Origin of the sequence: uncultured Phascolarctobacterium sp. (genome assembly GCF_902463975.1) — a bacterium.
Lineage (GTDB): Bacteria > Bacillota > Negativicutes > Acidaminococcales > Acidaminococcaceae > Phascolarctobacterium_A.
The window spans coordinates 60,285-85,016 of the sequence record NZ_CABQHJ010000004.1 but is presented as its reverse complement, the minus strand read 5'-3'; the positions used below and the strand labels follow the sequence as shown (position 1 = coordinate 85,016).

The 24,732-nt window shown below is 42.5% G+C and carries 19 protein-coding genes and 1 riboswitch; all 19 genes read right to left on the bottom strand.

All coding sequences use genetic code 11. The annotated features are described in order from the left end of the window. Positions 1–5 precede the first annotated feature (5 nt). Complete coding sequence (locus RDW05_RS02280) at positions 6–2,108, bottom strand: DUF262 domain-containing protein (RefSeq protein WP_307977698.1); 2,103 nt, start codon at positions 2,106–2,108, stop codon at positions 6–8. Between the two features lie 36 nt (positions 2,109–2,144). Continuing rightward, a complete protein-coding gene (locus RDW05_RS02275; protein WP_307977697.1) occupies positions 2,145–3,755 on the bottom strand; it encodes an AAA family ATPase in 1,611 nt (536 codons plus the stop codon). Positions 3,756–3,847: 92 nt separating this feature from the next. Further along, positions 3,848–4,222 (bottom strand): fluoride efflux transporter CrcB, encoded by a 375-nt coding sequence (gene crcB, locus RDW05_RS02270; protein WP_293691031.1) that lies wholly within the window; start codon positions 4,220–4,222, stop codon positions 3,848–3,850. Then, positions 4,219–4,584 (bottom strand): Hpt domain-containing protein, encoded by a 366-nt coding sequence (locus tag RDW05_RS02265; RefSeq protein WP_307977696.1) that lies wholly within the window; start codon positions 4,582–4,584, stop codon positions 4,219–4,221. Before RDW05_RS02265 ends, crcB begins: the two co-directional genes overlap by 4 nt. 22 nt (positions 4,585–4,606) lie before the next feature. Continuing rightward, the gene (locus RDW05_RS02260; RefSeq protein WP_307977695.1) at positions 4,607–7,108 is read right to left on the bottom strand and encodes an ATP-binding protein; all 2,502 of its coding nucleotides are present in this window, start codon (positions 7,106–7,108) and stop codon (positions 4,607–4,609) included. A 208-nt stretch (positions 7,109–7,316) separates the two neighbouring features. Continuing rightward, the gene (locus RDW05_RS02255) at positions 7,317–8,084 is read right to left on the bottom strand and encodes an ABC transporter ATP-binding protein (RefSeq protein WP_307977694.1); all 768 of its coding nucleotides are present in this window, start codon (positions 8,082–8,084) and stop codon (positions 7,317–7,319) included. Positions 8,085–8,097: 13 nt separating this feature from the next. Further along, entirely contained in the window at positions 8,098–9,144 is a 1,047-nt protein-coding gene (locus RDW05_RS02250) for an iron ABC transporter permease (protein ID WP_307977693.1), read from the bottom strand. 13 nt (positions 9,145–9,157) lie between these two features. After that, entirely contained in the window at positions 9,158–10,210 is a 1,053-nt protein-coding gene (locus RDW05_RS02245; protein WP_307977692.1) for an ABC transporter substrate-binding protein, read from the bottom strand. Between the two features lie 26 nt (positions 10,211–10,236). Then, positions 10,237–11,007 carry an ABC transporter ATP-binding protein gene (locus RDW05_RS02240; protein ID WP_307977691.1) on the bottom strand — a complete coding sequence of 257 codons (771 nt, stop codon included), beginning with the start codon at positions 11,005–11,007 and terminating at the stop codon, positions 10,237–10,239. Positions 11,008–11,009: 2 nt separating this feature from the next. Then, the gene (locus RDW05_RS02235) at positions 11,010–12,029 is read right to left on the bottom strand and encodes an iron ABC transporter permease (RefSeq protein WP_304238063.1); all 1,020 of its coding nucleotides are present in this window, start codon (positions 12,027–12,029) and stop codon (positions 11,010–11,012) included. Between the two features lie 93 nt (positions 12,030–12,122). Continuing rightward, positions 12,123–14,279 carry a TonB-dependent receptor gene (locus RDW05_RS02230; RefSeq protein WP_307977690.1) on the bottom strand — a complete coding sequence of 719 codons (2,157 nt, stop codon included), beginning with the start codon at positions 14,277–14,279 and terminating at the stop codon, positions 12,123–12,125. 65 nt (positions 14,280–14,344) lie between these two features. Then, on the bottom strand, positions 14,345–15,373 hold the full coding sequence (locus RDW05_RS02225) for an ABC transporter substrate-binding protein (protein ID WP_307977689.1): 1,029 nt from the start codon (positions 15,371–15,373) through the stop codon (positions 14,345–14,347). Between the two features lie 76 nt (positions 15,374–15,449). Then, positions 15,450–15,622: riboswitch (cobalamin riboswitch) on the bottom strand. Between the two features lie 642 nt (positions 15,623–16,264). After that, entirely contained in the window at positions 16,265–17,284 is a 1,020-nt protein-coding gene (gene bioB, locus RDW05_RS02220) for a biotin synthase BioB (RefSeq protein WP_307977688.1), read from the bottom strand. A 253-nt stretch (positions 17,285–17,537) separates the two neighbouring features. Next, the gene (locus tag RDW05_RS02215; protein WP_307977687.1) at positions 17,538–17,963 is read right to left on the bottom strand and encodes a VanZ family protein; all 426 of its coding nucleotides are present in this window, start codon (positions 17,961–17,963) and stop codon (positions 17,538–17,540) included. A gap of 38 nt (positions 17,964–18,001) precedes the next feature. After that, on the bottom strand, positions 18,002–18,832 hold the full coding sequence (locus tag RDW05_RS02210) for a tetrahydrofolate dehydrogenase/cyclohydrolase catalytic domain-containing protein (protein ID WP_307977686.1): 831 nt from the start codon (positions 18,830–18,832) through the stop codon (positions 18,002–18,004). Between the two features lie 115 nt (positions 18,833–18,947). Beyond that, entirely contained in the window at positions 18,948–20,618 is a 1,671-nt protein-coding gene (locus RDW05_RS02205) for a formate--tetrahydrofolate ligase (protein ID WP_307977685.1), read from the bottom strand. 115 nt (positions 20,619–20,733) lie between these two features. Further along, positions 20,734–22,710 (bottom strand): penicillin-binding transpeptidase domain-containing protein, encoded by a 1,977-nt coding sequence (locus tag RDW05_RS02200; RefSeq protein WP_307977684.1) that lies wholly within the window; start codon positions 22,708–22,710, stop codon positions 20,734–20,736. 53 nt (positions 22,711–22,763) lie between these two features. Then, positions 22,764–23,960, bottom strand: coding sequence for an FtsW/RodA/SpoVE family cell cycle protein (locus RDW05_RS02195; protein WP_307977683.1), 1,197 nt, complete (start codon positions 23,958–23,960; stop codon positions 22,764–22,766). Positions 23,961–23,973: 13 nt separating this feature from the next. Further along, a complete protein-coding gene (gene trmB / locus RDW05_RS02190) occupies positions 23,974–24,612 on the bottom strand; it encodes a tRNA (guanosine(46)-N7)-methyltransferase TrmB (protein ID WP_009144566.1) in 639 nt (212 codons plus the stop codon). Between the last annotated feature and the right edge of the window lie 120 nt (positions 24,613–24,732).

The following is a 24,732-nucleotide window of genomic DNA, read 5'->3' as shown; positions in this document are numbered from 1 at the left end:
AAAGGCTAATTTATCGATGTATTGTTAGGTTTTGCACTATACACAAAATCCTCACTAATATCGAACTCATACTTTTTCATTAAACCTCTTATGAAAAATATACATGCAGATGCAGAATAACCTGTTGAAATATAAATGTTACAGTTTCTCAACTTAAACGGATTGCGTACACCGTCTTCTTCATAAGAAAACGCAGGTGTTGTCCATTCCGGCAGTGGTTCATGTTTCTTAGCCATATCATCAATAATGCTATTGTCCATATCGTACAAAATTTGAGCAATAGACCTTACCATCTCAGCAAAACTACTAACATTCACACGTTCTCCTAAAAACTCAAAATAATTTACTGTTTTATAAGTAGCATCATCCGGATTCGCTAATGTATAAAGCTTATAGTGGGGATCAGTAAATTCAATTTTTGTTTTTGGTTGCTCAATAGGAAATAGTTTTAAAATAATCTCAGCCAAACGCTTTGCACGTTTTTCCATATTTACGCTATTCCATTCACTCTTATCCTTAACATCACTATAGAGAACAGCTATATGTGTAATGGTTTCTTCCAATTTCTCTTTCTTTTTTTCAAACGGCTTATCTCCAAGCTCACTATTATACCCTGTTAATGTCAAATTACCGAGCGTATGAAGATACTTTTCATGCACAGATTGCCAATTTTCTCCTAACATTTTTTGCCACGACATCGATAAATTTTTATTTTGTGGCATTATATGCTCAATGCTTAGATTTTCTGTATCTAATGTTTCCTTGCCTTGGTTTTCGATTTCACAGAGTAAATATTTGCAAAGAGCATTTTTACTATAGAGATTCTTTTCTTGCAATGCTGTCAAAAACTCATTATCTGATGGTATTGTATTTTTCGAGGTTTGTTGTAGAAAGAACGAAACTAGAGAATCGTAGTATGTATTTTTATTTTCTTTTTGTTCGAATACACGTCCATAAAGAGTCTTATATAATCCACGCAGAGTATTAGAACCAATCTCACAAACAAGTCTTCTTATACTGTAGCTTAGAAGCATTTTGAGCACTCTCGCCAGTTCATTTTTATTAATAATTCCATTTTCATAATCATCAAAAACTCTGAACAAAAATAAGTATACCGTAGTCTGCTTTAGCTTGCGCAAGCCTGCTAAAGCTTTATTGACTTCAGCGCCAAAATCACTGCTTCCATAACAAAATACATAATACTGCTTTGCGTAATGCAAAATTTCCTGAAGCATTTTCTCATTGTCATACTTAACTTCTACATATACCTGTTTAAAGCTTTTATAGGCTTCACTTTCTTTTACAAAGCCATCGCTTTTCATATTCAGATAATCTATAAAAAAGTTATCAAGCAATTTATCAGGCAATAAGTTCTGCATAGTAAGCCAATACTCTTCATATAAACGTTCTTGATCTGTATCAGTCATTAATATATAATTACGAATCAAATCTGCTAATCCTAGCTTAATGCCTGTTGAATTAATTCTTTCAAATATTTCTTGAGCATTATCGTCTGTATCTAATCTAATATCTGCACAAATCAGCTTTTCTATCCCATCATTAATCATCAGTACAGAATTAGCACTTGATTCCTCAAGAAATGATTTTATTAATTGCATAAAAAGCATATAGTTATGATAAATTATGCCTCGCCTGCTCTTATCCATCTGCTCTATTTTTCCTGACATTAATAACAGAAGTTGATCATTATCAGTTTTTACCGGTTTTAATTTCAGCTTGCTTTTTTCGTCTAAGCCATATCTGTTAAATTTATCTTCATTGTAGAGGTATCTTTGCAGAGCCTCCTTATCTCTATCATCATCTGCTGAATCAGCAAGTGCTTTTATCAAGATATAAAGCGTCGTAAAGCGTTGCTGGCCATCAATAATTATATATGAATCAATATGTTTTTTAGAACCCAAAGGTGCATACACGAAAGAACCACAAAAATGAGGTCTATCTTTTTTATATGCCATCACTATATCTTCAAAAAGCTTTGTACACTGCTCTTCAGTCCATGCATAATCCCTTTGAAAAACAGGAATGCAGTACTGTTTTTTGTTAGGTTCAATATAGTCATTCAGCATTCTTCCGCTTTCAATTTTCACCTTATTCACTCCCTATTTTCATCATAATACAGCCAACTATTTCTGCAGCACCTCTACCTTACAGCGGTGCTGCTTTGTTTTCTTGGAATAGCCTATACCGACAGCCAAAATCCGTCCTTTATAACGCTTGCTGCCATCTCCCAGAGTTCCGGCAAATTTGAGCGCATACTGCCTGCGTTTAATCTGCTCAATCGCTTCCTCAGACGTATGGTCCACCTTCAGCTCCAATATAAGACAATCATCGTTTTCCTGATAAGGATAGAAGATAAAGTCAACATAGCCTGTCCCGGCCTTATCCTCCCTCTGGACATTATATCTGTCACGTGCTGCCAGATATATGAGATTAACAATAGCAGCCAGCTCGGTTTCATTGTTATACGCCAACAGCGGTGTTTCCGTATTATGCGCAAATTCCAGAATCCTGCTCATCGTAACAGTATCACCTTTCAGCGTAGCTTGCAGCATTGCTTCCGATTTTACCGCCAGCTGATGCACATAACCCAAAGAATCCTTGTTCAGGAGCAGCTCATTAAATTTATCCATCAATTCCTTATTCGGGATGAACACTTTACCATTTTCATATGTCAGCAGGCCATAAACAACCATCGCTGAAAAAATCTGCTGCTTAGTATTAAGCTCCAGCAGCATAGCCGCATATTCCTGAATTTTCAAGGGTATGCGTTCGCCTGCAGCCATCAGTGCCAAATCATCTCGCACCGCCGTCACATTGTTGCGGATATAATAAAATAATTCGTCATAGGGACCGGAGCTGGTCCAATAATTATAAAGCTGGTTATTCTGCAAAGCCATAACCACTGAACGCGGATTATACAGCAAATTACCGGCAGCAGTGTGATAACCGTCATACCACATTTTCAAGCCTTCACGTGTAACCTGTGGTTTAGGCGTCAAAGCCTGATACTTGGCAAACAGCGCATCTACTTCCGCATCATCAAACCCGAAAACATCACTATATAACGACATCGTCGCCATATTATATTCAGCAAAGGTATTTAATTCCGAGCCGCTGGTATATTTTGATATCGGCAGCACACCCGTCATATACGCCAGCTGGACATAAACTCTGTCCTTCAGCAAATCCTTTAAGAACAGCAGATATTTTTTCCTGTCATCTTCAGAAATAAAGGCAGCGTGAAAGATAGCATCCCATTCGTCAAAAATGAAAATAAATCTTTCGCCCGTCGCTGCAGTAATTCGTTCCAAATCCTCGGCTACGCCGCCTGCCGCACGATAATCAACATCGGGATAGGCCTTATGCAGATCGTTCTTCAAGGCATCAGCAATATTATCTATATAGCTTTGGTAATCATTGCTGCTGATTCTGCTGAAATCAATATAAATAACATTGTATTGATTGATGTGCTGCATAGCCTCAGCATCACAACCTATAGTTAACTGTGCAAAGAGCTTTTTCGTAGCAGCACTTTTAGTCAAAAATGCTCCCAGCATATTGGCCATAACGGTTTTGCCAAAACGGCGCGGACGCGTAATACATACATACTTGCCATTGGTGCCTATACGCTGCAGCATTTGGCCTATAAAAGCAGTTTTATCAACAAAATATGTACTTTTAGCCATCTCCTCGTATAAAACTGCCGGAGAAAGAGTATTTAACAACAGGCCCATATGATTCTCCCCCTTGCTTTTTGCGCATAGTCTACATTACTGATTATAACATACATTTTACAAGCGTTGTCTATTCCGTTAAGCGTTCAAGCTCATACCCCTTTACCCGCCAGCACGCCTGCTCCCGCAGCCAGCAGTCCCAAAAGCAGGCTGCCGCCGCTGTACGCTGCCGCGGCAGCGATATTACCCTCCGTCAGCAGCATCAGGCTTTCATAGCCAAACGAGGAAAAGGTGGTGAAGCCGCCCAACAAGCCTACGCACAAGAACAGGCGCCAGGCCGCAGGCAGCAGACCGCGCTCCACAATCAGCGTCATCAAAAGGCCCATGCAAAAGCAGCCTATGATATTTATGGCGAAGGTTCCCCAGGGAAGGGCGCTGCCGCTCGCTCTGCTGATAAAATTACCCAGCAGATAACGGCACACTGCACCCAAAGCACCGCCGACTGCTACACTTATTATTTCCATCATGCGCTCTCCAGCTCCTCAATATATTGCAGCGTGCGCTGCCAGTCAATCTTAACCGCAGCCAGCTTCGCCTGCAGCTGCGGCACGGTATAGTCCTCGCTGCGCAGCAGGCTCACAATATCGGCAAACTGCGTCTGCAAGCCTGTCAGCCCCAGCGTTGCACACACGCCCTTCAGATTGTGCGCATAGCGCAGCACCTCCTGCCAATTTTCTGCGGCAGCAGCCTCCTCCATCAGTCTGTAATCATCGGTTGTCAGCAGCTTGCGCAAAAAGCGCACATACATAGCTTCACTTTCCATAAAGCGCTCTTCCAGCGCCTCCTGAATATCAATCGCCACATACTGCGGCAGTTCCTGTAAATGCACGTCTTCGCACCCCTTTCTGCTCTTAATGCTGCAGGTACGCACTCATCATCTGCGCCAGCAGCTTCATCTGTACCGGTTTCACCATAAAATCATTCATGCCGGCAGCCATCGCGCGTTCCACGTCATCACTGCCGCTGTTGCCTGTCAGCGCCAGAATCGGCACCTTACGCGCATCCTCACGCGGCAAAACTCTGATAGCCTCGGCAGCCTCACAGCCATCCATTTCCGGCATCTGCATGTCCATCAGCACCATGCTGATGCTGCCCTCCTCCGAAGACTCAAACAGCTTCACGGCCTCCTTGCCGTTGCTTGCCGGCAATACCTCTAAACCATTCATCGTCAGCAGCTCGCTGATAATCTCCATGTTGATACTGTTATCCTCTGCTACCAAAATTCTGCAGCCTGCAAAATCCTCCAGCTTCGGCATTGCATCCTGAGGCTTGCTTTCTACTTTTTTCACAATATTGAACGGCAAAGAAATAATTACGCAGGTGCCTTCATCAACACGGCTGCTGATATGAATGCTGCCATCCATACGCTCTACCAGGCTTTTGACAATCGTCATGCCTAAGCCGGTGCCGGTAACGCGCGGCACACCGAAACGGCTGTCGCGTTCAAACGGTTTGTAAATTTTCTCCAGGAATTTAGCCGACATACCGCAGCCGGTATCTTTAATGACAAAGGTATAATGCACACGGTTGCGCTCATTGCTCAGCTCGCGACGTGCCAGAAAGCTGATTTTGCCATGCGCCTTGGTATATTTAATCGCATTCGACAAAATATTATTCAAAATCTGCTGCAAGCCCTGCAAATCGCCGCTCACCATTTCATCTTCTTGCAGCATCAGCTGAGAGTCAAAGAACTTCTGCTCCAGCTCGGCCTGCGCCGCAAAAATATCGCTGGTATCCTGCGCTACCTTGGCAATCATAAAGGTTTCCTGCACATGCTCCACCTTGCCGTTGTCCAGACGCGCCATTTCCAGGATATCGTTAATCAAGGTCAGCAGCTGCTGCCCTGCGGCGCTTATTTTGCGGATATATTCCTTCACCTGCACGCAGTCATCCTTGTGCAGCTCTGCCAGCTCCGCCATGCCGATAATGCCGTTGAGAGGCGCACGCATATCGTGCGACAGTGCAGAGAAGAACATGTTTCTGGACTTGGCATTTTCGCGTGCTACCTGCAGCGCCTGCTCCGTCACCTGAATATGCTCCAGCTCCTTCTGCTTTTCGGCGTCTACCTCACGGAAGAAGAAAACCGCTTCGTCCTTATTCAGCAAATCATCGCGCATCAGGCGGACATTCAGCCATCTGTATTCCTTACCGAAGCGATAGCGGAACTCACCGCCGAAGTCATTGATATGACGCTCCACCAGATCCTTGATATGCTCACGCGCAAAGCTGGTCGCAAATTCTTCGGTAGCCTCCGGCTCCACATTCTTTATCAGCTCCTGCAGCAGCTCATCATAATCGCCCTCAGGCTCCTGAGGTCCTGGCGGGGTACTTTTCAGCATATAATAGCGTCCTGTAATATAATTAACTCTGAACACAGCCAGGAATGATTTGCTCATAACGCGGATAACCTCATTGATGCTTTGCAGCTCCCTGTTCAGCAAATGCTCGCGCAGTGCCAAACCGGCAGCCAGCAGCAGGAAAATAGCCAGCGTCAGGCTGAACCACTGCATCAAATCCTTATAATCACCCATCAGGAAATCATATGGAATCGTTACAATAGATATCCAGCCCTTTTCCGAAACCGTGTAGTAAACACCGCGCTTATTGCCTTCATAGTCGGTAATATAAGATACATCACTGTCAGATTCACGGATTTCCTTAAAGATTTTATCTACATAAGGTTGCTCTTCTTCTATCGACAGATTGCGGTCATTGATGGTAAACATAATATTACCGGACGGATCGCAAAGGTAGTAATAGCTGTCCTTCGGCAGCTTATTGTCACTCAGCAGGCCATTCAGACGCTCCGGATAAAGATTCATCGCCAGTACATTGTTATCGCTAAAGCGCACGGCCATCGTCAGCAGGCGCTCATTATTCTTGCCGTATTGATATAAATTAGTATAGGCTACGCCGCTTTTATTGCTCAGCGCTGCCTGATACCATTTCAGCGAAGCAACATCTGTCGGCTGTCCCTCCAATCGCTTGCCAATAAGATGCCCGTGTACTACAGCGCACATATCAAAGCGGCCCACATCAGCATTTTTTTCCATATAATCGGTAAAATGCGTCAGCGCCTCCTCCAGCTCTGCATCCGTCATATCTGGCTTCATTTCCAGCATATGTGCAAGGTTCTGCGCGGCACTGCGCAGCAGAATTTCTTGAGCTTTTATGCGTCCTGTTTCCCTTGTGGCAAAGCGGGCTGCCAGCTGCTGTCCCATAATATGCGAATTATCCAATATTTTTTCGCGCACAATATACAGGCTTACCAGGGAAACAAGCAGGAAGAAGGCGAAGATGCCTATGCTGTATAGAGATACCTTTATTCTGTTCCTAAAAAATTTAAAGTCCATAAGCCCTCCATTGAGCCACTGTCAACAAACATGTGCATATTTCATGCATACACATTTTATTATATAACACCAGGCACATCTCTACAAGTGCATACGTCAAAAAGCTGCCTGCGGAAGAAGAAGTTTCCTCTGCAGGCGGCTGAATAGGTATTAACGTATAAATATGCTTGTTTGATAAAATTAGAAAAAGCAACTTCTAAAATAAACTTTATTCTTTTAAAAGCCTTACATGTTTAAAACCATCAACAAAGCTTACTTTAGTATTTACATTGTACATTTCACTAATATTTTTCTCATTAATTACTTCTTGGCTTTTACCATAAGCAAAAACGTGAGAATCCTTTAGCATCAATAAATTATCACAAAACATCGATGCCAAATTCAAATCATGGATTGTCATAATTATGCTTATATTATTTGTTTTAGCTATTTCAGATACAAGCTTCAAAATAAACAATTGATTATGTAAATCCAAACTGCTTGTAGGTTCATCTAAGGTGATTATTTTAGGTTGCTGTACCATTGCTCTAGCAATTAACACTCTTTGTCTCTCGCCGCCACTCATTTCCATGATATTGCGAAAAGCAAACTTCTCCAAATTCATAATGCGAATCGTATCAAAAGCTATTTTTCTATCCTCTTCAGAATATCCGTATCTAGAGTAAGGTAATCTCCCCATCAAAACAGTATCGATAACACTTACAGGAAACATATTATTAATATACTGCGGAACATAAGCAATAATCTTTGCCATCTCAAATTGATTCAAGCCAGATAAGCTTTGATCATTAAAGTATATATCACCGCTTCTATACCTAATAATATTATTAATGCATTTCAGCAAAGTAGTCTTACCTGTACCATTAGGGCCCAAGATGCCTAATACTTCTCCGCTTCTTACACTAAATCTAACCTTATCTAAAACGTTGACATTTTTGTTGTATCCAAAGGATATATCTTTTACCACTAATTCCATACTTGCCACCTACTCAATAATTTCCGCTTTTATGCAAAACCAAATGTACAAAAAGAGGTACACCCAAGAAGGATACAACTATACCTACAGGAATATTAACCGGATACAGAATCAGCTTACCAAAAGTATCTGAAACAAGTAATAATATCGCTCCCAAAATTCCAGAAAAAGGAATGTAGAATCTGTGGTCAGTTCCAATTATAAAACGTGCCATATGTGGAGCAATAAGACCAACAAACCCAATAACACCAGTAAAGCTTATTACTGTAGATGTAATCAGTATAGCAAGCAAGCCACCATAAGTACGAATTCTATCAGTATTTACACCTAAGCTTCTAGCCATTTCATCATTATTGCTAGCCATAACATTCAAAATCAAAGAGTATTTCCAGATAACAAAACTTGCTATCGCAACAACAATAAATGATATCAAAACATTTTCCCACGTTGCTTTATTAAAAGAACCAAAAGTCCACTGTACCACAGCCTCCAATTTATGCTCCTTGGCGAAAAACTCAATTGTTGCCGTCATAGCACTAAACAAATAATTTAACGCTATACCAACCAAAACTAATGTACTAGGCTTTACTCCAATTTTATTTGCCAGTCCATAAACAATACAGCCACAACAGCAAGAAGCTAAAAAAGCGCAGGAAATAATTCCTATTTCACTTTGAAAGAATAAGCTTGTTCCGAAAACTATGCACATTGATGCGCCAAAAGCAGCAGCTGAAGATACACCTAAAGTAAACGGGCTGACAAGGTAATTTCTTGTTATAGACTGCATTATTGAACCAGCTACAGACAAACCAACGCCAGCAATGACAGCCAATAATATTCGAGGCATACGTAATAAAACGATGATTTTATTTGCAGCAGCATAAGTGCCGTCATTAATATTCCCAGTATAAAGTGCCTTTAAAGCAACTACTGATTGAAAAACAGGTACATCCATACCAATAACCGAGAAAGCAAAAGCGAAAAAGACTATCATCACCAAGCCTACTGCAATATAAGCTGTTTTTCTTCTGCACTCTCGCTCATATTGTTGCTCCAACATAGTAACAGCCACCTCAATCGTTCAAATTAAATTTGGGGTAGGTATGCCCCTCAATATAAGATAGGTGTTGGTATTTTTCTAACCAATCCTTAAAGACCTGCTCTGGATGCAAATCCGGCAATTTGTCAGGATATAAATACTTAGCAACATACATAGTACCAACCAGTTTTGATGCTCCTCCATGAACATAATGAGATAAAAGCAAAATTTTATTATTTTTTACAGCATCAACACTATCCCAACCAGGACGATTTTTAATCTCAGCCAAAATTGCTTTTTGTTCATCTGCTGTCGGAGGCTCATATGTAGATTGAACATTAACATTCGATACCTTGATAATATATTCTGGATTTCTTTCGATTATCGACTCCGGATCAACGTTAACATTCTTGGCATCGCTAAAAATATTCGCGCCACCAGCATATTCAATCATTTTATAAAAATAATTCCCCGGAATTGTAGTACTACCTATCCTTCTATATTCAAAATATACTTTCTTCTTTTCTACACCAGCAAGCTGCTTATTAATATAGGCAAGCTTATCCATAAAATAAGCCGTTAATTCATCGGCTGCTTTTTCTTTGCCAAAAATGGAGCCTATAAGCTTACAATTTTTCTCAAAGTCTTCTGTATAATAAGAATCACATACAATGACCTTAATACCAAAAGGCTTTAGCTTTTTCTCGGCTTCTTCAACAGCACCATTACCTGTTAATATTAAAACTTGCGGGTTAATCTCAATAATTTTTTCGTAATTCAGCTCTCTTTGGTTTTTACCTATTATCTGCTCTTTTTTAAATTTATTTTTAAAACCTGCCTGATCATTGTAAATATTAAAATCAACACCAACAACATTATCAAGTGCACCAATAGCATTTATAAGCTCAACATTATACGCATTCGCAACAGCAGCTTTAGTAACCGGATAAGGAATCTCAACATTTCTTCCTACGCTATCACATATAGTATGTACTTTGACATTTGCACCCTTGCTTTCACTACCACAACCAGCTATCAAGAACAATGTCATTACTGACATCAGCAGTATATAAAATATTCTTTTCATATTAAAAGCTCCTTCCGTTCTTTCTATCATCTTACTAAGTAATTAGGCATATAGCGAATACTAAGAATCCCTAAGTCATTACTCACAACAGCTCTAACTCCATATAAATCATATATAAATTTTTCAGTAAGTAACTCTTTAGGCGTACCACAACCAACTACTTCTCCTTTCTTCATAGCGATAATTCTATCACAATACATAGCTGCAATATTCAAATCATGTACTACGGCAACAACCGTTTTTCCCGTTTTTTTAACTATATCCATAATTTGCAGCTGATATTTTATATCTAAATGGTTTGTCGGCTCATCTAAAAGCAAGCATTCAGTATCTTGCGTCAGCGCTCTAGCAAGAATCACACGTTGCTGCTCACCACCGCTTAAAGTAGAAAATTTTCTGTTTGCTAAATTAAGTAAGCCAACATTTTCCAAAGCATTCTTAGCAATATTTATATCTTTTTCATTATTATTTTCTAAAAACTTTTTATGAGGCGTTCTGCCTAAAAGTACCATATCCAATACGGAAAAATCAAAACTACAGGGATTATGCTGACTGACTACTGCCATTTTCAAAGCAGTTTCACGATAACTGATTTCATCCAAAGGTTTTTCATCTAAATATATAATTCCGGAATTGGGATTAACAACTCTATATATACACTTTAAAAATGAGCTTTTACCACTGCCATTCGGTCCGATTATCCCCAAAAATTCTTTATTATCAAGCCTAAGCCCGACATCCTTGAGAATTTTTTTACTACTATAGGATAAATTAATGGATTCAGCTAATATTTTCATTATTACTCACTCCCAAATCCATAGGATTTTTTCAACATCAAATAAATAAAAGTAGGTGCTCCGACCAATGAAACTAATATTCCTATGGGTAATTCCGTTCTGGATATAATAACTCTACATAAAACATCAGCCCATAACAGAAATATAGCACCTAAAAATGCACTAAAGGGTATTAATTTTTTATGATCTACGCCAACCAGTATCCTTGAAATATGAGGAATAATCAATCCTACAAAGCCAACTATACCGGCTGCATATACATCTAATCCAATAACAATTGAAATAAGCATCAGGAACAATATTCTAACGCCATTTAATTTATGCCCTAATGTTATTGCAGCATCATCACCTAATAACATCAAGTTTAATATACGTGATTGACTGCAGAAATATCCGATTAACAATACTGTCACAGGAAATATCACTACTAAAGAACTCCATTTAGCACCGGACATACTACCCATCAACCAATATACTATGGTTTGCATACCTTCCGCATCGTTTGCAAAAAATATAATAAAACTGGAAAAAGCACTGAAAACCGCATTCAAAGCTGTACCTGCCAGTACAAGCTTTACCGAATTTGCCTTTCCGCCGATATTAGACAAAACCAAAACTAAAACACTGGCTATAAAAGCTCCGATAAAAGCAGATGTACCTATAGCATTTTCGCCTAACAATACACCCAAGCCTAGCATTATCGCCGTTGTTGCTCCTAAAGACGCACCAGACGATACTCCCAGAATGTATGGATCAGCTAAAGGATTTTGTACAATCGCCTGAATAACTACACCACAAACAGACAGGCCTGCTCCTATACATATAGCTAAAATAATTCTCGGCAACCTTAATAACCACACTATATCAAAAGTAGTTAACATATTTTCAGCTATATCTAAATCTCTATAAAACAATCCTGTTTTTATGACTTCCATTACATCTTCAAGTGCAAGAGGAGCGCTGCCAAACATAGCTGATATAATGATTGATATTAACAATATAATTAATAGAAGCACTGACATCTGTAAGCATTCTCCAATATAATAAAATATTAAATAAAGATGGATATAGAGTTAGCAGTACCCGAAGATACTGCTAACTCTATTTAAAAAGAATTATAAATCAAATTCTGCGCTTAACATAAAGGTGCGAGGATTAGACAAGATAGTAGTATTACCAGAAGTAATCCAGTAATCCTTACCAGTGAGATTATAGCACATTGCAGACAGGGTTACAGGAGTATGGGAAACCTTGGTTTTGTATTTTACACCCAAATCAAAAGTCAGATAAGAAGGAACTTCTAATCTTTCATTTTGGATAGTGCAATCACCAAAGTACAAGGCTCTGCCCAATACGCTGAAATCATCGTCTGCCTGGTATTCTAAAGACATTACACCATTCCATTTAGGTGTACCATTGATTTTAGTACCGGAAGCAACAGATGCAGAACGATTTACTTTACCATTCAAGTAAGTAATACCGCCCATTGCATTCCATTTATCAGCAAATTTACCATTAACGGTTAATTCAATACCCTTAAACTCATTTTCACCATCTTGTACTCTATACCATTTGCCATCTTTTTGCACATCCATATTGGCAGCTTGCTTAAGATCAAACAGGCTCAAAGTAGTAAGAATACCCTTATTTTGGTATTTTACACCAATTTCATTCTGCTTTGTCTTAGTCGGAGAAAGCATCTCACCGCCATTTTCTAAATGATTACCATTAGCACTGCCTGGTACAAGAGCACCCTTATTAAAGCTTTCTGCATGGTTTGCATATACAGTTACCTTGTCATCAGGGCTATAGCTTAAAGCAAAGGTCGGACTAGTAGAATCACTCTTCTGAGTAGAACCAGTATGTGCACCAGTATTCCATTGATAAGAATCAACCTTAGCATTGTGTTTGTGAACACCCAATAACAATTCGGCTTTCCCGTATTTCATGCTATCAGCTAAAGAAATACCCCAATATTCATTTCTAGCAGTATATCCTCCAAGATTCGGCGCAGGTAATTCGGCCCCAATAATATGAGTTTTATTATAAAGGTTACCTGGTTCTGTTGTATTAAATTGAACCCCAGGAACAGCACTACCATTGTTATACCATGCTTTATCAACTGCTAAAGAAACATTATGTTTTACATCTTCGGTAGCAAACTCGCCCTTAATACCTAATTGACCAAAATAGCTTTCTACAGGGAATGTTTTGCTCCAGCTCTTCGCTGTAAAATCACCATTATTATTGTTAACCAAATAAGCACTGCTGTCAGCATTGTAGTTTTTATAAAGATCATACTTGCTGTAGCCAATATTAGCAAAAGCAGTCCAGGAATCATTCAGTTTTTGTTCATGATTCAAGGTTGCAAGCCAAGTATCATATTCCATTTCCTGACCTCTGAAGCTATAGTTATTCTTAGAATCCGGAGCACTAGGTAACTTGGTAACACCGCCACCGTATTGGAACCATCTTACACCATTTTTATGATTTACAAATCTGTAGCCTGCTAACAAATTGGTATTGCTTTTTGCATCTACATGATCCAAGTTGATAAAGATGTCTCTGGTATTTAATTTTTCACCCGGTATTGCTGTTTCGCCAGAAGAGTTTTGAGCATTTACTCTTAAACCCCAAGACTTGTTTTCGCCAAAACGTCTGCCAACATCAATATATTCACCAAAAACGCTTTTACCGGAAAAAGTCTGCTTATACTTGGTAATATCTTCTCCGCTTGCACGTTTAGAAACTAAATTTACCATACCACCAGCAGATTCCTGTACAGTAGTACCTGTAACACCCATTACAGGACCGGAAGTAACTTCGATGCTGCCAACAAAATTAGTGGGAATATTAGTTTGAGTCAGCAAGCCCGGCACACCATTAATATACATTTGGTAGCCGGTAATACGGCTACCTCTAATCCAAAAATCATTATACATCGGGGAAGAAGCAGAGCGAACAGAGGGAACGTTCAACAGAGCACTAGTCAAGCCTTCACCGGGTGTTTCAAAAGCAGTAATAGCTTTTTCGGAAAGATTTGCTTTCGTAAACGGTGTCTCCATAATAGATTTTTTGCCCATAATACCTACATTGGAAGTGCTCTTTACAAAACCACCAGGCAACAGGTCTCTACTACCTTCTACAATAACTTCGTCAACACTATATTGACTCAGTTTTTGGTCAGCATTTTCAGCAGCATTTGCACTCATAACAAACCCTACGCTAAAAACTGTTGACATAACCGCTAAAGCTAACATCCTTTTCTTCATAACATACAACTCCTTTAATATTTTTTAAATTAAACCGACTATAGTAAATCGATTCAATTTGAAAACTAATTATACAATCCTGCGGCAATCAGGTGAATAGTATCAGATAATCGCAAGCCGCTATTATAAATATATGATATAGGAATCATGTATACTCTTCTTTTTCTGATAGCTTTTAATGATCTGAATTCTTCGTTTTGCATAAATTTGTTTTTAAATGCTAAATCAGCATCTGTTTTATAAATAAGGAAAATCACATCAGGATCAGCAAGCAAAATATCTTCCTTGCCAATTTTACTATTAGTTTTTATCAAACTAGCGCCTAAAGCCTGCACAATATTGCCTGCTAAGCGATTTTCTCCATAGGAACTTATGGTATTACCATAAAAATCTAAAATCAACACCTTTTGTTGTTTTCTATGCTGATTGTCAGAAAGAATTTTATTAACATCGCTTTTGATATCAGAAACAATTTGCATTGCTTCAGCATCTTTTTTTAAAATTTTTCCTATGTCTAATATGTACTGATATTCACCATCCATCGTTTCATAAAGCTTTCCGTCTTTCTGCTGCAAGGACATGTAACAATTAACATTTCGCTTTAACCAATAGTCAGTATCTCCCAGCGACCAAACTCCTCTTTTACCAAAAGAAGACGGCCAACCCATAATGAAATCTGGATTCAGGTAGCGTGCTGTTTCTTTATCAATGCCATTTTGACCATAATAAGGTATTTTGTTTATAAGTCTGTCAATTTCTTGCTGCTTAACATCATGGGGAATAATAAAACGTCCAACCGAAGCAATAATTCTATCTCTTTCGCCAAATTTATCTAGTATCTCAATATTATTTTGATGATAAGCTATAATTCTTTCAGGAGTGCGTTCAAAGTTCAGAATAACTTCACGCCTGTCAGTATTATAATTCTTTACTGAGACATCTATTGGTTGTGGTTTTCTATGAAACAATTCCCCTGTATCAAACTTAAAACCACAATAAACGATTTCTCCTATTATAACAACTCCCACTAACGCACTAACGAAAAAAACGAAAGGTTTATTGGGCAAGCCATCATTACTAAAAAATTTAAGCATAAAAGAAAACACCCTCTTGCAATCAGCAAAAAGGCGTACTTATCCCACTGCAGGCCTATTCTGTCGATCGCAGAAAACTATGGCTTTTATTTTAGGCAGTTCTTCTGGCTTAGCTTCAATGCAGATTTTGCCTTCCCGGTTACCCAGTGACATAAAAAAATCTGCTCCGCCTTACAGCTGCGGGACAGTACAGGAATTACACCTGTTTATCTATTAAGCAATTATTGCACCTAAAACAAATCTCTCTATATAAATTTATTCTAAATTTATACTAAAATTCTTATCAGTATTAGTTATTGTGTACATTATACCCTTAGCAGCATTTCTAGTCAAGTTGTAAAGTTTATTACACTTTTTTGCCTTTTTCTATATTATTTTAGGTTTTATTTCATTAATCTATTTTTTCTCAATAATTATAATATTTCGGAGTTGTATTACTAAACCAATGTACTAAAAGTTTATATATTATCAAGAAGACAAATTTATCATTTAGCCAAAGAACTGCCTACAGCAACATCAATCCGTCTACAAGCAATTAAATATTCTCTCCTCCTACCTCTAAATAAATTATTTTCCTTTCTCACTTCCCTCTGCACCACTACTTTTGGTGCAAAAAGAAAAACTGCTCCACAACCCCTAATATATATCCCTGTAAGTAAAGTCTTCGTAAGGGTTCAAACCCTTTATTTTATAGGCTTTAGAGCAAATTTACGTTATTTTTATTTATATTATATTAAAGTTTTCGAGCCTACGGTTTTTGAGCAAAAAGGCTGAAAAAAGTGGTTCAACTGGTGCAACCGGTGCAAAACGCACCGTTAAAGCAGCACAAAAAAGCTGCCTGCAAAAGGACCTCGTCCCTCCGCAGGCAGCAAAATTCATTTTAAGCTATAATCATGCCTGTTCCGCTCTGGCATCAATCGCCGCAGCTTCCGCATCCGTCATATATTCCGGCTTAATGTCACGTCCCATATGGTTCAACATCTTTCTGTCGCTGCGAATCGTAGCGCAGGCCACAGTCGTCAGCATATTGCCAGTAATAGTTGCGGATGCACCTGCCTTAAATGCCGTTTCACCATCATTGGTCAGCAACGCACGGCCAGCACCCAGGCGAACATTGGCCAGCGGATTAATATAACGGAAGAAGGCCACAGTACGCAGGATATCAGCCTCGCTCAAACTCGGCAGATGCTCCAGCGGCGTACCGGGAATCGGCATCAGTGCATTCAGAGGAATAGAATCAATGCCCAGCTCAGCAAGGCTGATAGCCATATCCAGACGGTCCTCCCAGGTTTCGCCCATGCCGATAATACCACCGGAGCAGGCGCACATGCCCTCCTCCTTGACCATCTTCAGCGTATTGATTTTCATATCGTAGGTATGCGTAGTGCAGATATTGGGGAAGTTGCGCTTAGAAGTTTCAATGTTATGATGATAGCTGGTGACACCTGCCTCATGCAAGCGATGCAGCTGCTCACGGGAAAGGAAGCCCATGGAAGCGCACAAATCAATCTTCAAATCACGGTGCATAGTTTCATACGCATGAATAGCCTTATCGAACTCTTCGCCGGTCAGCGCCTTGCCTGCGGTTACAATGGAAAAGCGGTGCACCCCCTCCTCCTGATTCAAACGTGCCAGCTTCACGATATCCTCCTCCGGCAGGAAGCTGTAAACCTCGCAATCGGTATGGTTATGTGCGGACTGCGCACAGAATTTGCAGTTTTCCGGACAGCGGCCGCTGCGCCCGTTGATAATGGAGCACAAATCCACGCGCTCGCCGACAAAATGCTTGCGAATTTTATCTGCGCCTTCACATAATTCCTGCAAATCGCAGGTCAGAAAGGCATTTAAATCGTCCTGACGAGTCAGTCTTCTGCCATCAATAATTTCTTGTGCTAATGCTTGCGGGTTCATATTCTCTTCTCCTTTTGTAACCTATTTAATTGGTAGGCTTATGCTGTAAAAAAATAAGTGGTACGTTAACCTTGACGTTTTTAACGTTCACCATCTGTTAACCAAAATTATAGCACAGGATAACCTTGAGCGCAAGCAGATTGGCGCGCAATTTATAATTACAACAATATTTTTTGCCTATACAGATTCCGAAACAAACAAAAGGCTGCAGCCGAACGCCTGTCGGCGCCAAGCTGCAGCCTTCCATGTTTAATTATCTTCGGCACCACTGCCAGATGCGGTATTCCAGCCAGGCGCAGAAGACACCGCTGAAATCCAGCAGCACATCCGTCACCCTGCAGGCACGTCCCGGCGAAAAGCTTTGGATATATTCGTCCAGCACCGCCGCGAACAAAGCCAAAAACAGGATATAGCCGGTTGCTGTGCGATTCGACACGCCCAGAGCACTGAAGCTGTGGCACAGCAAAAGCCCCAGCAGCGAAAATTCGCAAAAATGCGCCAGCTTGCGGATATGATGCTCCACATCACCCGTCAGCTGGATATCCAGGTGCTGCGCCAAAAGCTGCGTCAGCGCAGTCACCCAGCCGCTAAGCTGGGATGACTGCCGCAGGGGTAGCGACGAATTATAAAAGATTATGCCCACAAAACAGGCAGCCAGTAAAAACCAAAAATACTTCATATAGCTCCATCACTCACTTAATGTGTCTGCAGCCAAAATCAGATATGACGCGTCAGGCACTCCATTACCATCATATTGCTGACAACACCGATACCGCCCGGCACAGGCGTAAAGGCGCTCGCCTTTTCAGCAACAGCATGGTCAACGTCGCCCACCAGCTTGCCGTCAACAGCGTTGATGCCTACGTCCACAATCACAACGCCCTCTTTAACCATTTCCGGCTTCACAAAGCAGGCCTTGCCCACTGCAGCGACAATAACATCTGCCTGCTTTAAAAGCTCCGGCAGGTTGCGTGTACGCGAATGGCAGATGGTAACGGTAGCGTTTTGCTGCAGCAGCAGTACGCTTACCGGCTTGCCTACAACATTACTGCGGCCGATAACAACAACGTTCTTGCCCTCCAGCTCAATGCCATAGTGCGCCAAGGTTGCCATGCAGGCACGCGGCGTGCAGGCAGCAAAACGGCTGCGTCCCATGAACACATCACCGATATTCTGCGGATTCAGGCAGTCCACGTCCTTGTTCGGGGAAACTGCTGCGCCCACGTTATCGCTGTTGATATGCTTCGGCATCGGCATCATCGGCATAATACCGGTAACGTAACGGTTGCGGTTCAGCTTTTTGATGATGCTGATAACCTCTTCCTCCGGAGTATCGGCAGGGCAGGTGATAACCTTAGCGGCACCGCCCAGACTTTCAATTAATTTGACCAGCCTGTCCTTATATACGTGAGATGCAGGATCATCACCCACAACCAAAATAGCCAGGGTTACTACCAGGTCGTGCTGCTTAGCAACAGCAATCTTTTTGGCAATAGCCTCACGATAAACATCAGCAACAGGCTTACCCCTCATTAAAACAGTTTCCATAGTAAATTCACCTCAAAAAAACATAGTTGATTTATTATAGATAGAAAATATATTAATAAATGGCGCTTTATCCTCCGATTTCCTTAAAGGATGGCGCTTTATCCGTCAGACTTTTTTAGAAGAGACCGCTGATAACACCATCATCCGTAACGTCAATCTTCTCTGCTGCCGGAACCTTAGGCAGACCAGGCATAGTCATAACATCACCGGTCAGAACTACGATAAAGCCTGCGCCTGCTGCAATGCGGCAATTGCGGATAGTAATCTTGAAGCCGCTCGGGCGACCTAAAAGTGCCGGGTCATCGGAGAAGGAATATTGGGTTTTAGCCATGCAGATAGGCAGGTTGCCGTAGCCAAGCTCTTCAAATTCCTTAAGAGCCTTATCTGCTTCCTTAGTATAGTTAACGCCGTCAGCGCCATAAATTTCCTTAGCAATGGTTTCAATCTTACCCTTCAGGCTCATATCCAGCGGATAAATCGGCGCGAATTTGCTCTCGCCGCTGTCTGCCAGGGCAATTACTTCCTTAGCAAGGTCGATGCCACCCTCGCCGCCTTTAGCGAATACGTCGGACAGTGCAACGTTAACACCGTGCTTAGCACAGTGCTCGCGTACTGCCTCCAGCTCTTCTGCGGTATCCTGAGCGAAGATGTTGATCGCAACTACGCAGGGAACGCCGAATTTTTTAACGTTTTCGATATGCTTCTCCAGATTTACCAGACCTTTTTTAACAGCCTCTACGTTCGGAGTCTTCAGCTCGGTCTTCGGTACACCACCATGCATCTTCAGTGCACGCACGGTAGCAACGATAACAGTTGCGTCCGGCTTCAGGCCAGCATAACGGCATTTGATATCGAAGAATTTTTCTGCACCCAGGTCAGCGCCGAAGCCTGCCTCGGTGATAGTGTAATCAGCCAGCTTCATGCCGGTCTGAGTTGCCATAACGCTGTTGCAGCCATGGGCAATATTAGCAAACGGACCGCCGTGGATGATTGCCGGTACGTTTTCCAGAGTCTGTACCAGGTTCGGCTTAACGGCATCCTTCAGCAAAGCTGCCATTGCGCCCTGAGCCTTAATCTGGCCTGCAGTAACAGGTTTACCGTTGTAATCATAAGCAACGATAATTTTTGCCAGACGCTCCTTGAGGTCGTGCAGGCTGCTTGCCAGGCACAGAATAGCCATAACCTCGGAAGCAACGGTGATGTCAAAGCCGTCCTGACGCGGTACGCCATGAGCCTTGCCGCCCAGGCCTACTACGATGTTGCGCAGCTCGCGGTCGTTCATATCTACAACACGCTTCCAGGCAATACGGCGCGGATCAATGTTCAGAGCGTTGCCCTGTTGGATATGGTTGTCGAGCATTGCTGCCAGCAGCATATGTGCAGAGGTGATAGCATGGAAGTCACCGGTAAAGTGCAGGTTGATATCCTCCATCGGCACAACCTGGGAATAGCCGCCGCCTGCAGCGCCGCCCTTAATGCCCATGCATGGGCCGAGGGAAGGCTCGCGCAGAGCTACGATAACCTTTTTGCCGAGCTTAGCCAGGCCCTGTGCCAGACCTACGGTAGTAGTGGACTTGCCTTCGCCAGCCGGAGTCGGAGTGATAGCGGTAACCAAAATCAGCTTACCGTCTTTTTTATCTTTCACACGACGGATTAAATCGTAGGACAGCTTTGCTTTATATTTACCATATAATTCAATATCGTCCTCGCTGATGCCTAATTTGGCAGCAACATCAGTAATTTTCTGCATTTTTGCCTGTTGGGCAATTTCAATATCGGATAACATGTTTATCTCCTCCTATTTCATTGCGTAAAAATACAACTGGAAACAAAGTATCATATATAGTTCTTCTCCGAGCAGCTTTTTTCCTGCCCGGGGAAGTAAAATAATACAAAAATTTTTAGTTAAACCACACTTCTACCGTAGTGTTTTCAAGCACCTCGCTACCAGGTGGCGGCTTCTGCTGCCACGCATGGCCGCTGCCATAAGGCTTCAGCCGCAGCTTATACGGCTCCAGCAGGTCGACAGTATTACGCATATCCAAGCCTTTGAAATCCGGCAGCTTGATTTTGCCGTCTGGCATTCTTTGCAGCACCGGCAGCTGCTTCGGCTTGTTATCAGCCTTCTGGCTGACAGTATTCAACTCCTCAAACGAAGGTAAGCCCTTACTGTAGACAGGCTGAATGCCCTTTGCTACCAGAATCTGCTGCAGCGTATCGCGGAAGATAGGCGCGCTGACCTGCGAGCCGTAGAAGGCACCCTTCGGTGTATCCAGCATAACGATCATCGCATAGCGCGGTTTATCAGCAGGCACAAAGCCTACGAAGGAAGCAATGTACTGACCGGCAGCGTAACCAATGCCGCTCTCAGCCCGCTTTTCGGCCGTACCGGTCTTGCCGGCAATGCGATAGCCCTTAATGGAAGCAGTCTTACCGCCACCCTCGCTGACTACCATTTCCATCATCTCGCGCATCTGTCGTGCCACCTGCTCGGTAATGACATTGCGCACCACCGTCTTCTTGCCCTCCTTGATGACAGTTCCGTCAGCAGCCACTATTTTTTTGACGATATATGGCTGCAGCAGCTCACCACCGTTGGCAATAGCGCAAATCGCGCGCAGCTCCTGCAGCGGTGTCACACCAATGCCCTGGCCAATGGCCATGGTAGCAATATCAGGTTCGTACATATTCTTGGGATTATACAGGATGCCGTTTTCATCACCGGGAAGCTCGATGCCGGTGGGCGAGCCAAAGCCGAACTTTTTCGCATAGCTCGTAAGCTTTTCCGCTCCCAGCTGCATGCCAAGCTGTACCATACCGGTATTAATCGAAAACTTGATAACCGTGGAAAAGGGCACCGTGCCCAGGCCCTCGCCGTCCCAGTTATAAATAGTGCGGTCAGCAATCTTGATATGACCGTTGTCCTGAATTAGTGTATCTGGCGTAATAATACCCTCCGTCAGGCCCATGCAGCCTACAATCGGCTTAAAGACCGAGCCAGGCTCGTAAACCAGCGAAACAGCACGGTTCTTCCAGCTATCAGCACTATATTTGCCAAAATTATTTGGATCAAAAGTCGGACGACTGACCATACCAAGGATTTCGCCGGTATACGGATCCATGATGATTGCCGCTGCTCCCTGAGCCTTGGTGCGCTTCATAGCATCATCCATAGCATCCTCCAGCACATACTGGATTTTGCTGTCCAAGGTCAAATAGATTGTCGGCAGCTGCTCCTGCTTACGCTGCAAATCATGCGCAGGCTCATTAAACAGCAGTCCTACCAGCCGCTTGCCGTTAGCATCCATGAGACATGAATAAAGCGTTTTCTTACCTTTAAGCAGGTCATCATATGCGTGTTCAATACCGGCCAGTCCCTTATCATCCGTACCAACATAGCCGATAACCTGTGCCGCTGCCCGCTTTTTAGTATAGTAGCGCTTGCTTTCCTGCTCAAAATGCAGGCCAGGCAAATCATTATCGTCAATAATTTTCTGGATTTGCGCCACTTCCTTGGGATCCATATAACGCTTCAGCCAAAGGTAATTACCGCCGCCACAAAAGTCCTTATAAAGCTTTTCGGGATCCCGCTTCAGCACCGGCGCCAGCAGATTAGCACACAGGCGACGTGCATCACGCGGCCCATGCTCTTTTATTCTGTTCTCGCTGTCAACCATCTTCTCGGGGTCCGCATAAAGCGAGCCCGTCATAATGCTCACGGCCAGCTCCTCTCCATCGCGGTCCATAATGCGTCCGCGCGGAGTGCCGCGCTCATAATCTAATGTCATCTGGTATTTGCTCATTTCCTTGTACTTTGCGGCATCTACCACCTGCAGCCAGACAAGTCGCAAAAATACAAGGAACACTAACAATCCCATCAATAAACACAGGCTAACAAAACGTTTTTGCGCATCCAATAAAGAAAAACGCTTCACCGCTGCCACCTCCCGCTATGCACAACGCGCAAATCACTGCGGCGTTTTTCCGGCGGCTCGTCCTCCAGCTTCTGCAGACGCTCTTCCTCATCATAAACTGACAACAGCAGGCCGATTGCTGCCATCGAAATTACCATTGAGGTACCACCATAGCTGATAAAGGTAAGCGGTACGCCGATAACAGGCAGCAAGCCGCAAACCATGGCCATATTGGAAACTGCCTGGCCGATAATTAAAAAGGTAACACCGACAGCCAGCAAAAAGCCAACCTTATCACGTGTATGGAAGGCAATCTTACAAAAGGCAGCACACAAAAGACAAAATACAAGAAGCAACAGGAAAGCACCAATTAAACCATTTTCCTGACAAAAAATAGCAAAGGCAAAGTCCGTATGTGACTCCGGCAGGAAAGCAAACTTAGCTGCACCATGTCCCCAGCCGGTACCTGTAAGCCCGCCACTGCCAATGGCCTTCAGTGACTGTATTGTCTGATAACCCCTGCCCTGAGCGTCAAGCCAGGGGTCAAGCCATACCATGAAACGGTGCGCACGATACTCCGAAGAAAAAGCCAGAATGCCGCCTCCCACGACACCTAAGATACCCATACCGGTTACCCAAAGCATAGGCAGACCGGCAACAACAAATAATCCCATGACCAGAGCCACGATAATTGCTGCCGTTCCCATATCAGGCTGCTTATAAACAAGAAAACCAATAACCAGCGTCGGGATTATTACGCACAGACAATCGCCAAGGCGCTGGCTTAATCTTTCACCCCGCTTCATCACATTGCCCAGATACTTCGCAGCTATCATTATCAGCAAAGGCTTGGCTATTTCCGATGGCTGAAGCTTAAGCGGACCGATTTTGAGCCATCGGGCAGCGCCATTATTGACCTCTCCCACAAACTCAACTGCTATCAGCATGCCCAATACAACAGCCAAAGCCAAGTAAAGCAATTTTTTATTCAACCAAAATTTGTAGCCAAAATAGCGGATAATAGCAATTGCTACTATGCCAAGCAACGCATAGACATAATACAAAAGCAGAAAATAAAGACCGTCACCAAACATCCCTTGTGCCTTCACAAAGCTGGCACTGAACACATTTATGCCACCCACCAGCAGCAAAACTCCCACAAGTGCATAAACAGCAATGCAGGGATTGTCCCATAACAAAAATCTCTTCTTCATGGCAAAGCCTTACTTAAAAAACTACCTCGCAGAAATTGATTGGCGTTCCCAGCGCACTGAATTTCTGCTCATATTCTGTCTGTACAGGATTCTCATATTCAGAATGATGCAGGTCATAGCTCAAAGCAATAATCTGCAGGCCGAACTCCTTGAATTCCTCTACGGAAAAATCAAACAAAGCGCGGTTATCTGTTTTAAAGCGCAGGTGACCGCCCTCGCCCAAAAGCTGCTTATACAGCGCCAGGAAGTTGCGGTGCGTCAGACGGCGTTTGGCATGACGTGCCTTCGGCCAAGGGTCACTGAAGTTCAGGTACAGCTCCTTGATTTCGCCCGGCTCGAACCAGTCCAGCAGGTTTTCAGCGTTAGCGCAAATGATTTTTACATTCGTCAGCTCTTTATCCTTGGCAGCCTTCGCAGGGAAATAGGCAATATCATGCTGTGTTTCAATGCCGATAAAGGCCTTATCCGGATACAGCTCTGCCATGCCGATGGTAAAGCGTCCCTTGCCACAGCCAATTTCCAGACACAGACGTTTGCCCGGAAACATCTCCTGCCAATGTCCCTTGAACTTATCAATATCATGCAGGAAAACGTATTCTCCCTGCACTTCCTTCATAGCTTCTTCAATCCATGGTTTTTTTCTTAAGCGCATAGTCAGACCTCACATAAAAATATTTTCTCAATTATCTATTATACAACAAAACTTCTTATGGTGTAAAAAAGAATTATAAAAAAGCCGGCAGCATAAGAACTACACTACCGGCATAAGCAG

Coding starts and splice junctions, on each gene's coding strand:
- RDW05_RS02275 (WP_307977697.1), bottom strand. CDS start 3,755: ATGGGCCTGTTGTTAAATACTCTTTCTCCGGCAGTTTTATACGAGGAG.
- crcB (WP_293691031.1), bottom strand. CDS start 4,222: ATGATGGAAATAATAAGTGTAGCAGTCGGCGGTGCTTTGGGTGCAGTG.
- RDW05_RS02260 (WP_307977695.1), bottom strand. CDS start 7,108: ATGGACTTTAAATTTTTTAGGAACAGAATAAAGGTATCTCTATACAGC.
- RDW05_RS02255 (WP_307977694.1), bottom strand. CDS start 8,084: ATGGAATTAGTGGTAAAAGATATATCCTTTGGATACAACAAAAATGTC.
- RDW05_RS02250 (WP_307977693.1), bottom strand. CDS start 9,144: ATGTTGGAGCAACAATATGAGCGAGAGTGCAGAAGAAAAACAGCTTAT.
- RDW05_RS02245 (WP_307977692.1), bottom strand. CDS start 10,210: ATGAAAAGAATATTTTATATACTGCTGATGTCAGTAATGACATTGTTC.
- RDW05_RS02240 (WP_307977691.1), bottom strand. CDS start 11,007: ATGAAAATATTAGCTGAATCCATTAATTTATCCTATAGTAGTAAAAAA.
- RDW05_RS02235 (WP_304238063.1), bottom strand. CDS start 12,029: ATGTCAGTGCTTCTATTAATTATATTGTTAATATCAATCATTATATCA.
- RDW05_RS02230 (WP_307977690.1), bottom strand. CDS start 14,279: ATGAAGAAAAGGATGTTAGCTTTAGCGGTTATGTCAACAGTTTTTAGC.
- RDW05_RS02225 (WP_307977689.1), bottom strand. CDS start 15,373: ATGCTTAAATTTTTTAGTAATGATGGCTTGCCCAATAAACCTTTCGTT.
- bioB (WP_307977688.1), bottom strand. CDS start 17,284: ATGAACCCGCAAGCATTAGCACAAGAAATTATTGATGGCAGAAGACTG.
- RDW05_RS02215 (WP_307977687.1), bottom strand. CDS start 17,963: ATGAAGTATTTTTGGTTTTTACTGGCTGCCTGTTTTGTGGGCATAATC.
- RDW05_RS02210 (WP_307977686.1), bottom strand. CDS start 18,832: ATGGAAACTGTTTTAATGAGGGGTAAGCCTGTTGCTGATGTTTATCGT.
- RDW05_RS02205 (WP_307977685.1), bottom strand. CDS start 20,618: ATGTTATCCGATATTGAAATTGCCCAACAGGCAAAAATGCAGAAAATT.
- RDW05_RS02200 (WP_307977684.1), bottom strand. CDS start 22,710: ATGGGATTGTTAGTGTTCCTTGTATTTTTGCGACTTGTCTGGCTGCAG.
- RDW05_RS02195 (WP_307977683.1), bottom strand. CDS start 23,960: ATGAAGAAGAGATTTTTGTTATGGGACAATCCCTGCATTGCTGTTTAT.
- trmB (WP_009144566.1), bottom strand. CDS start 24,612: ATGCGCTTAAGAAAAAAACCATGGATTGAAGAAGCTATGAAGGAAGTG.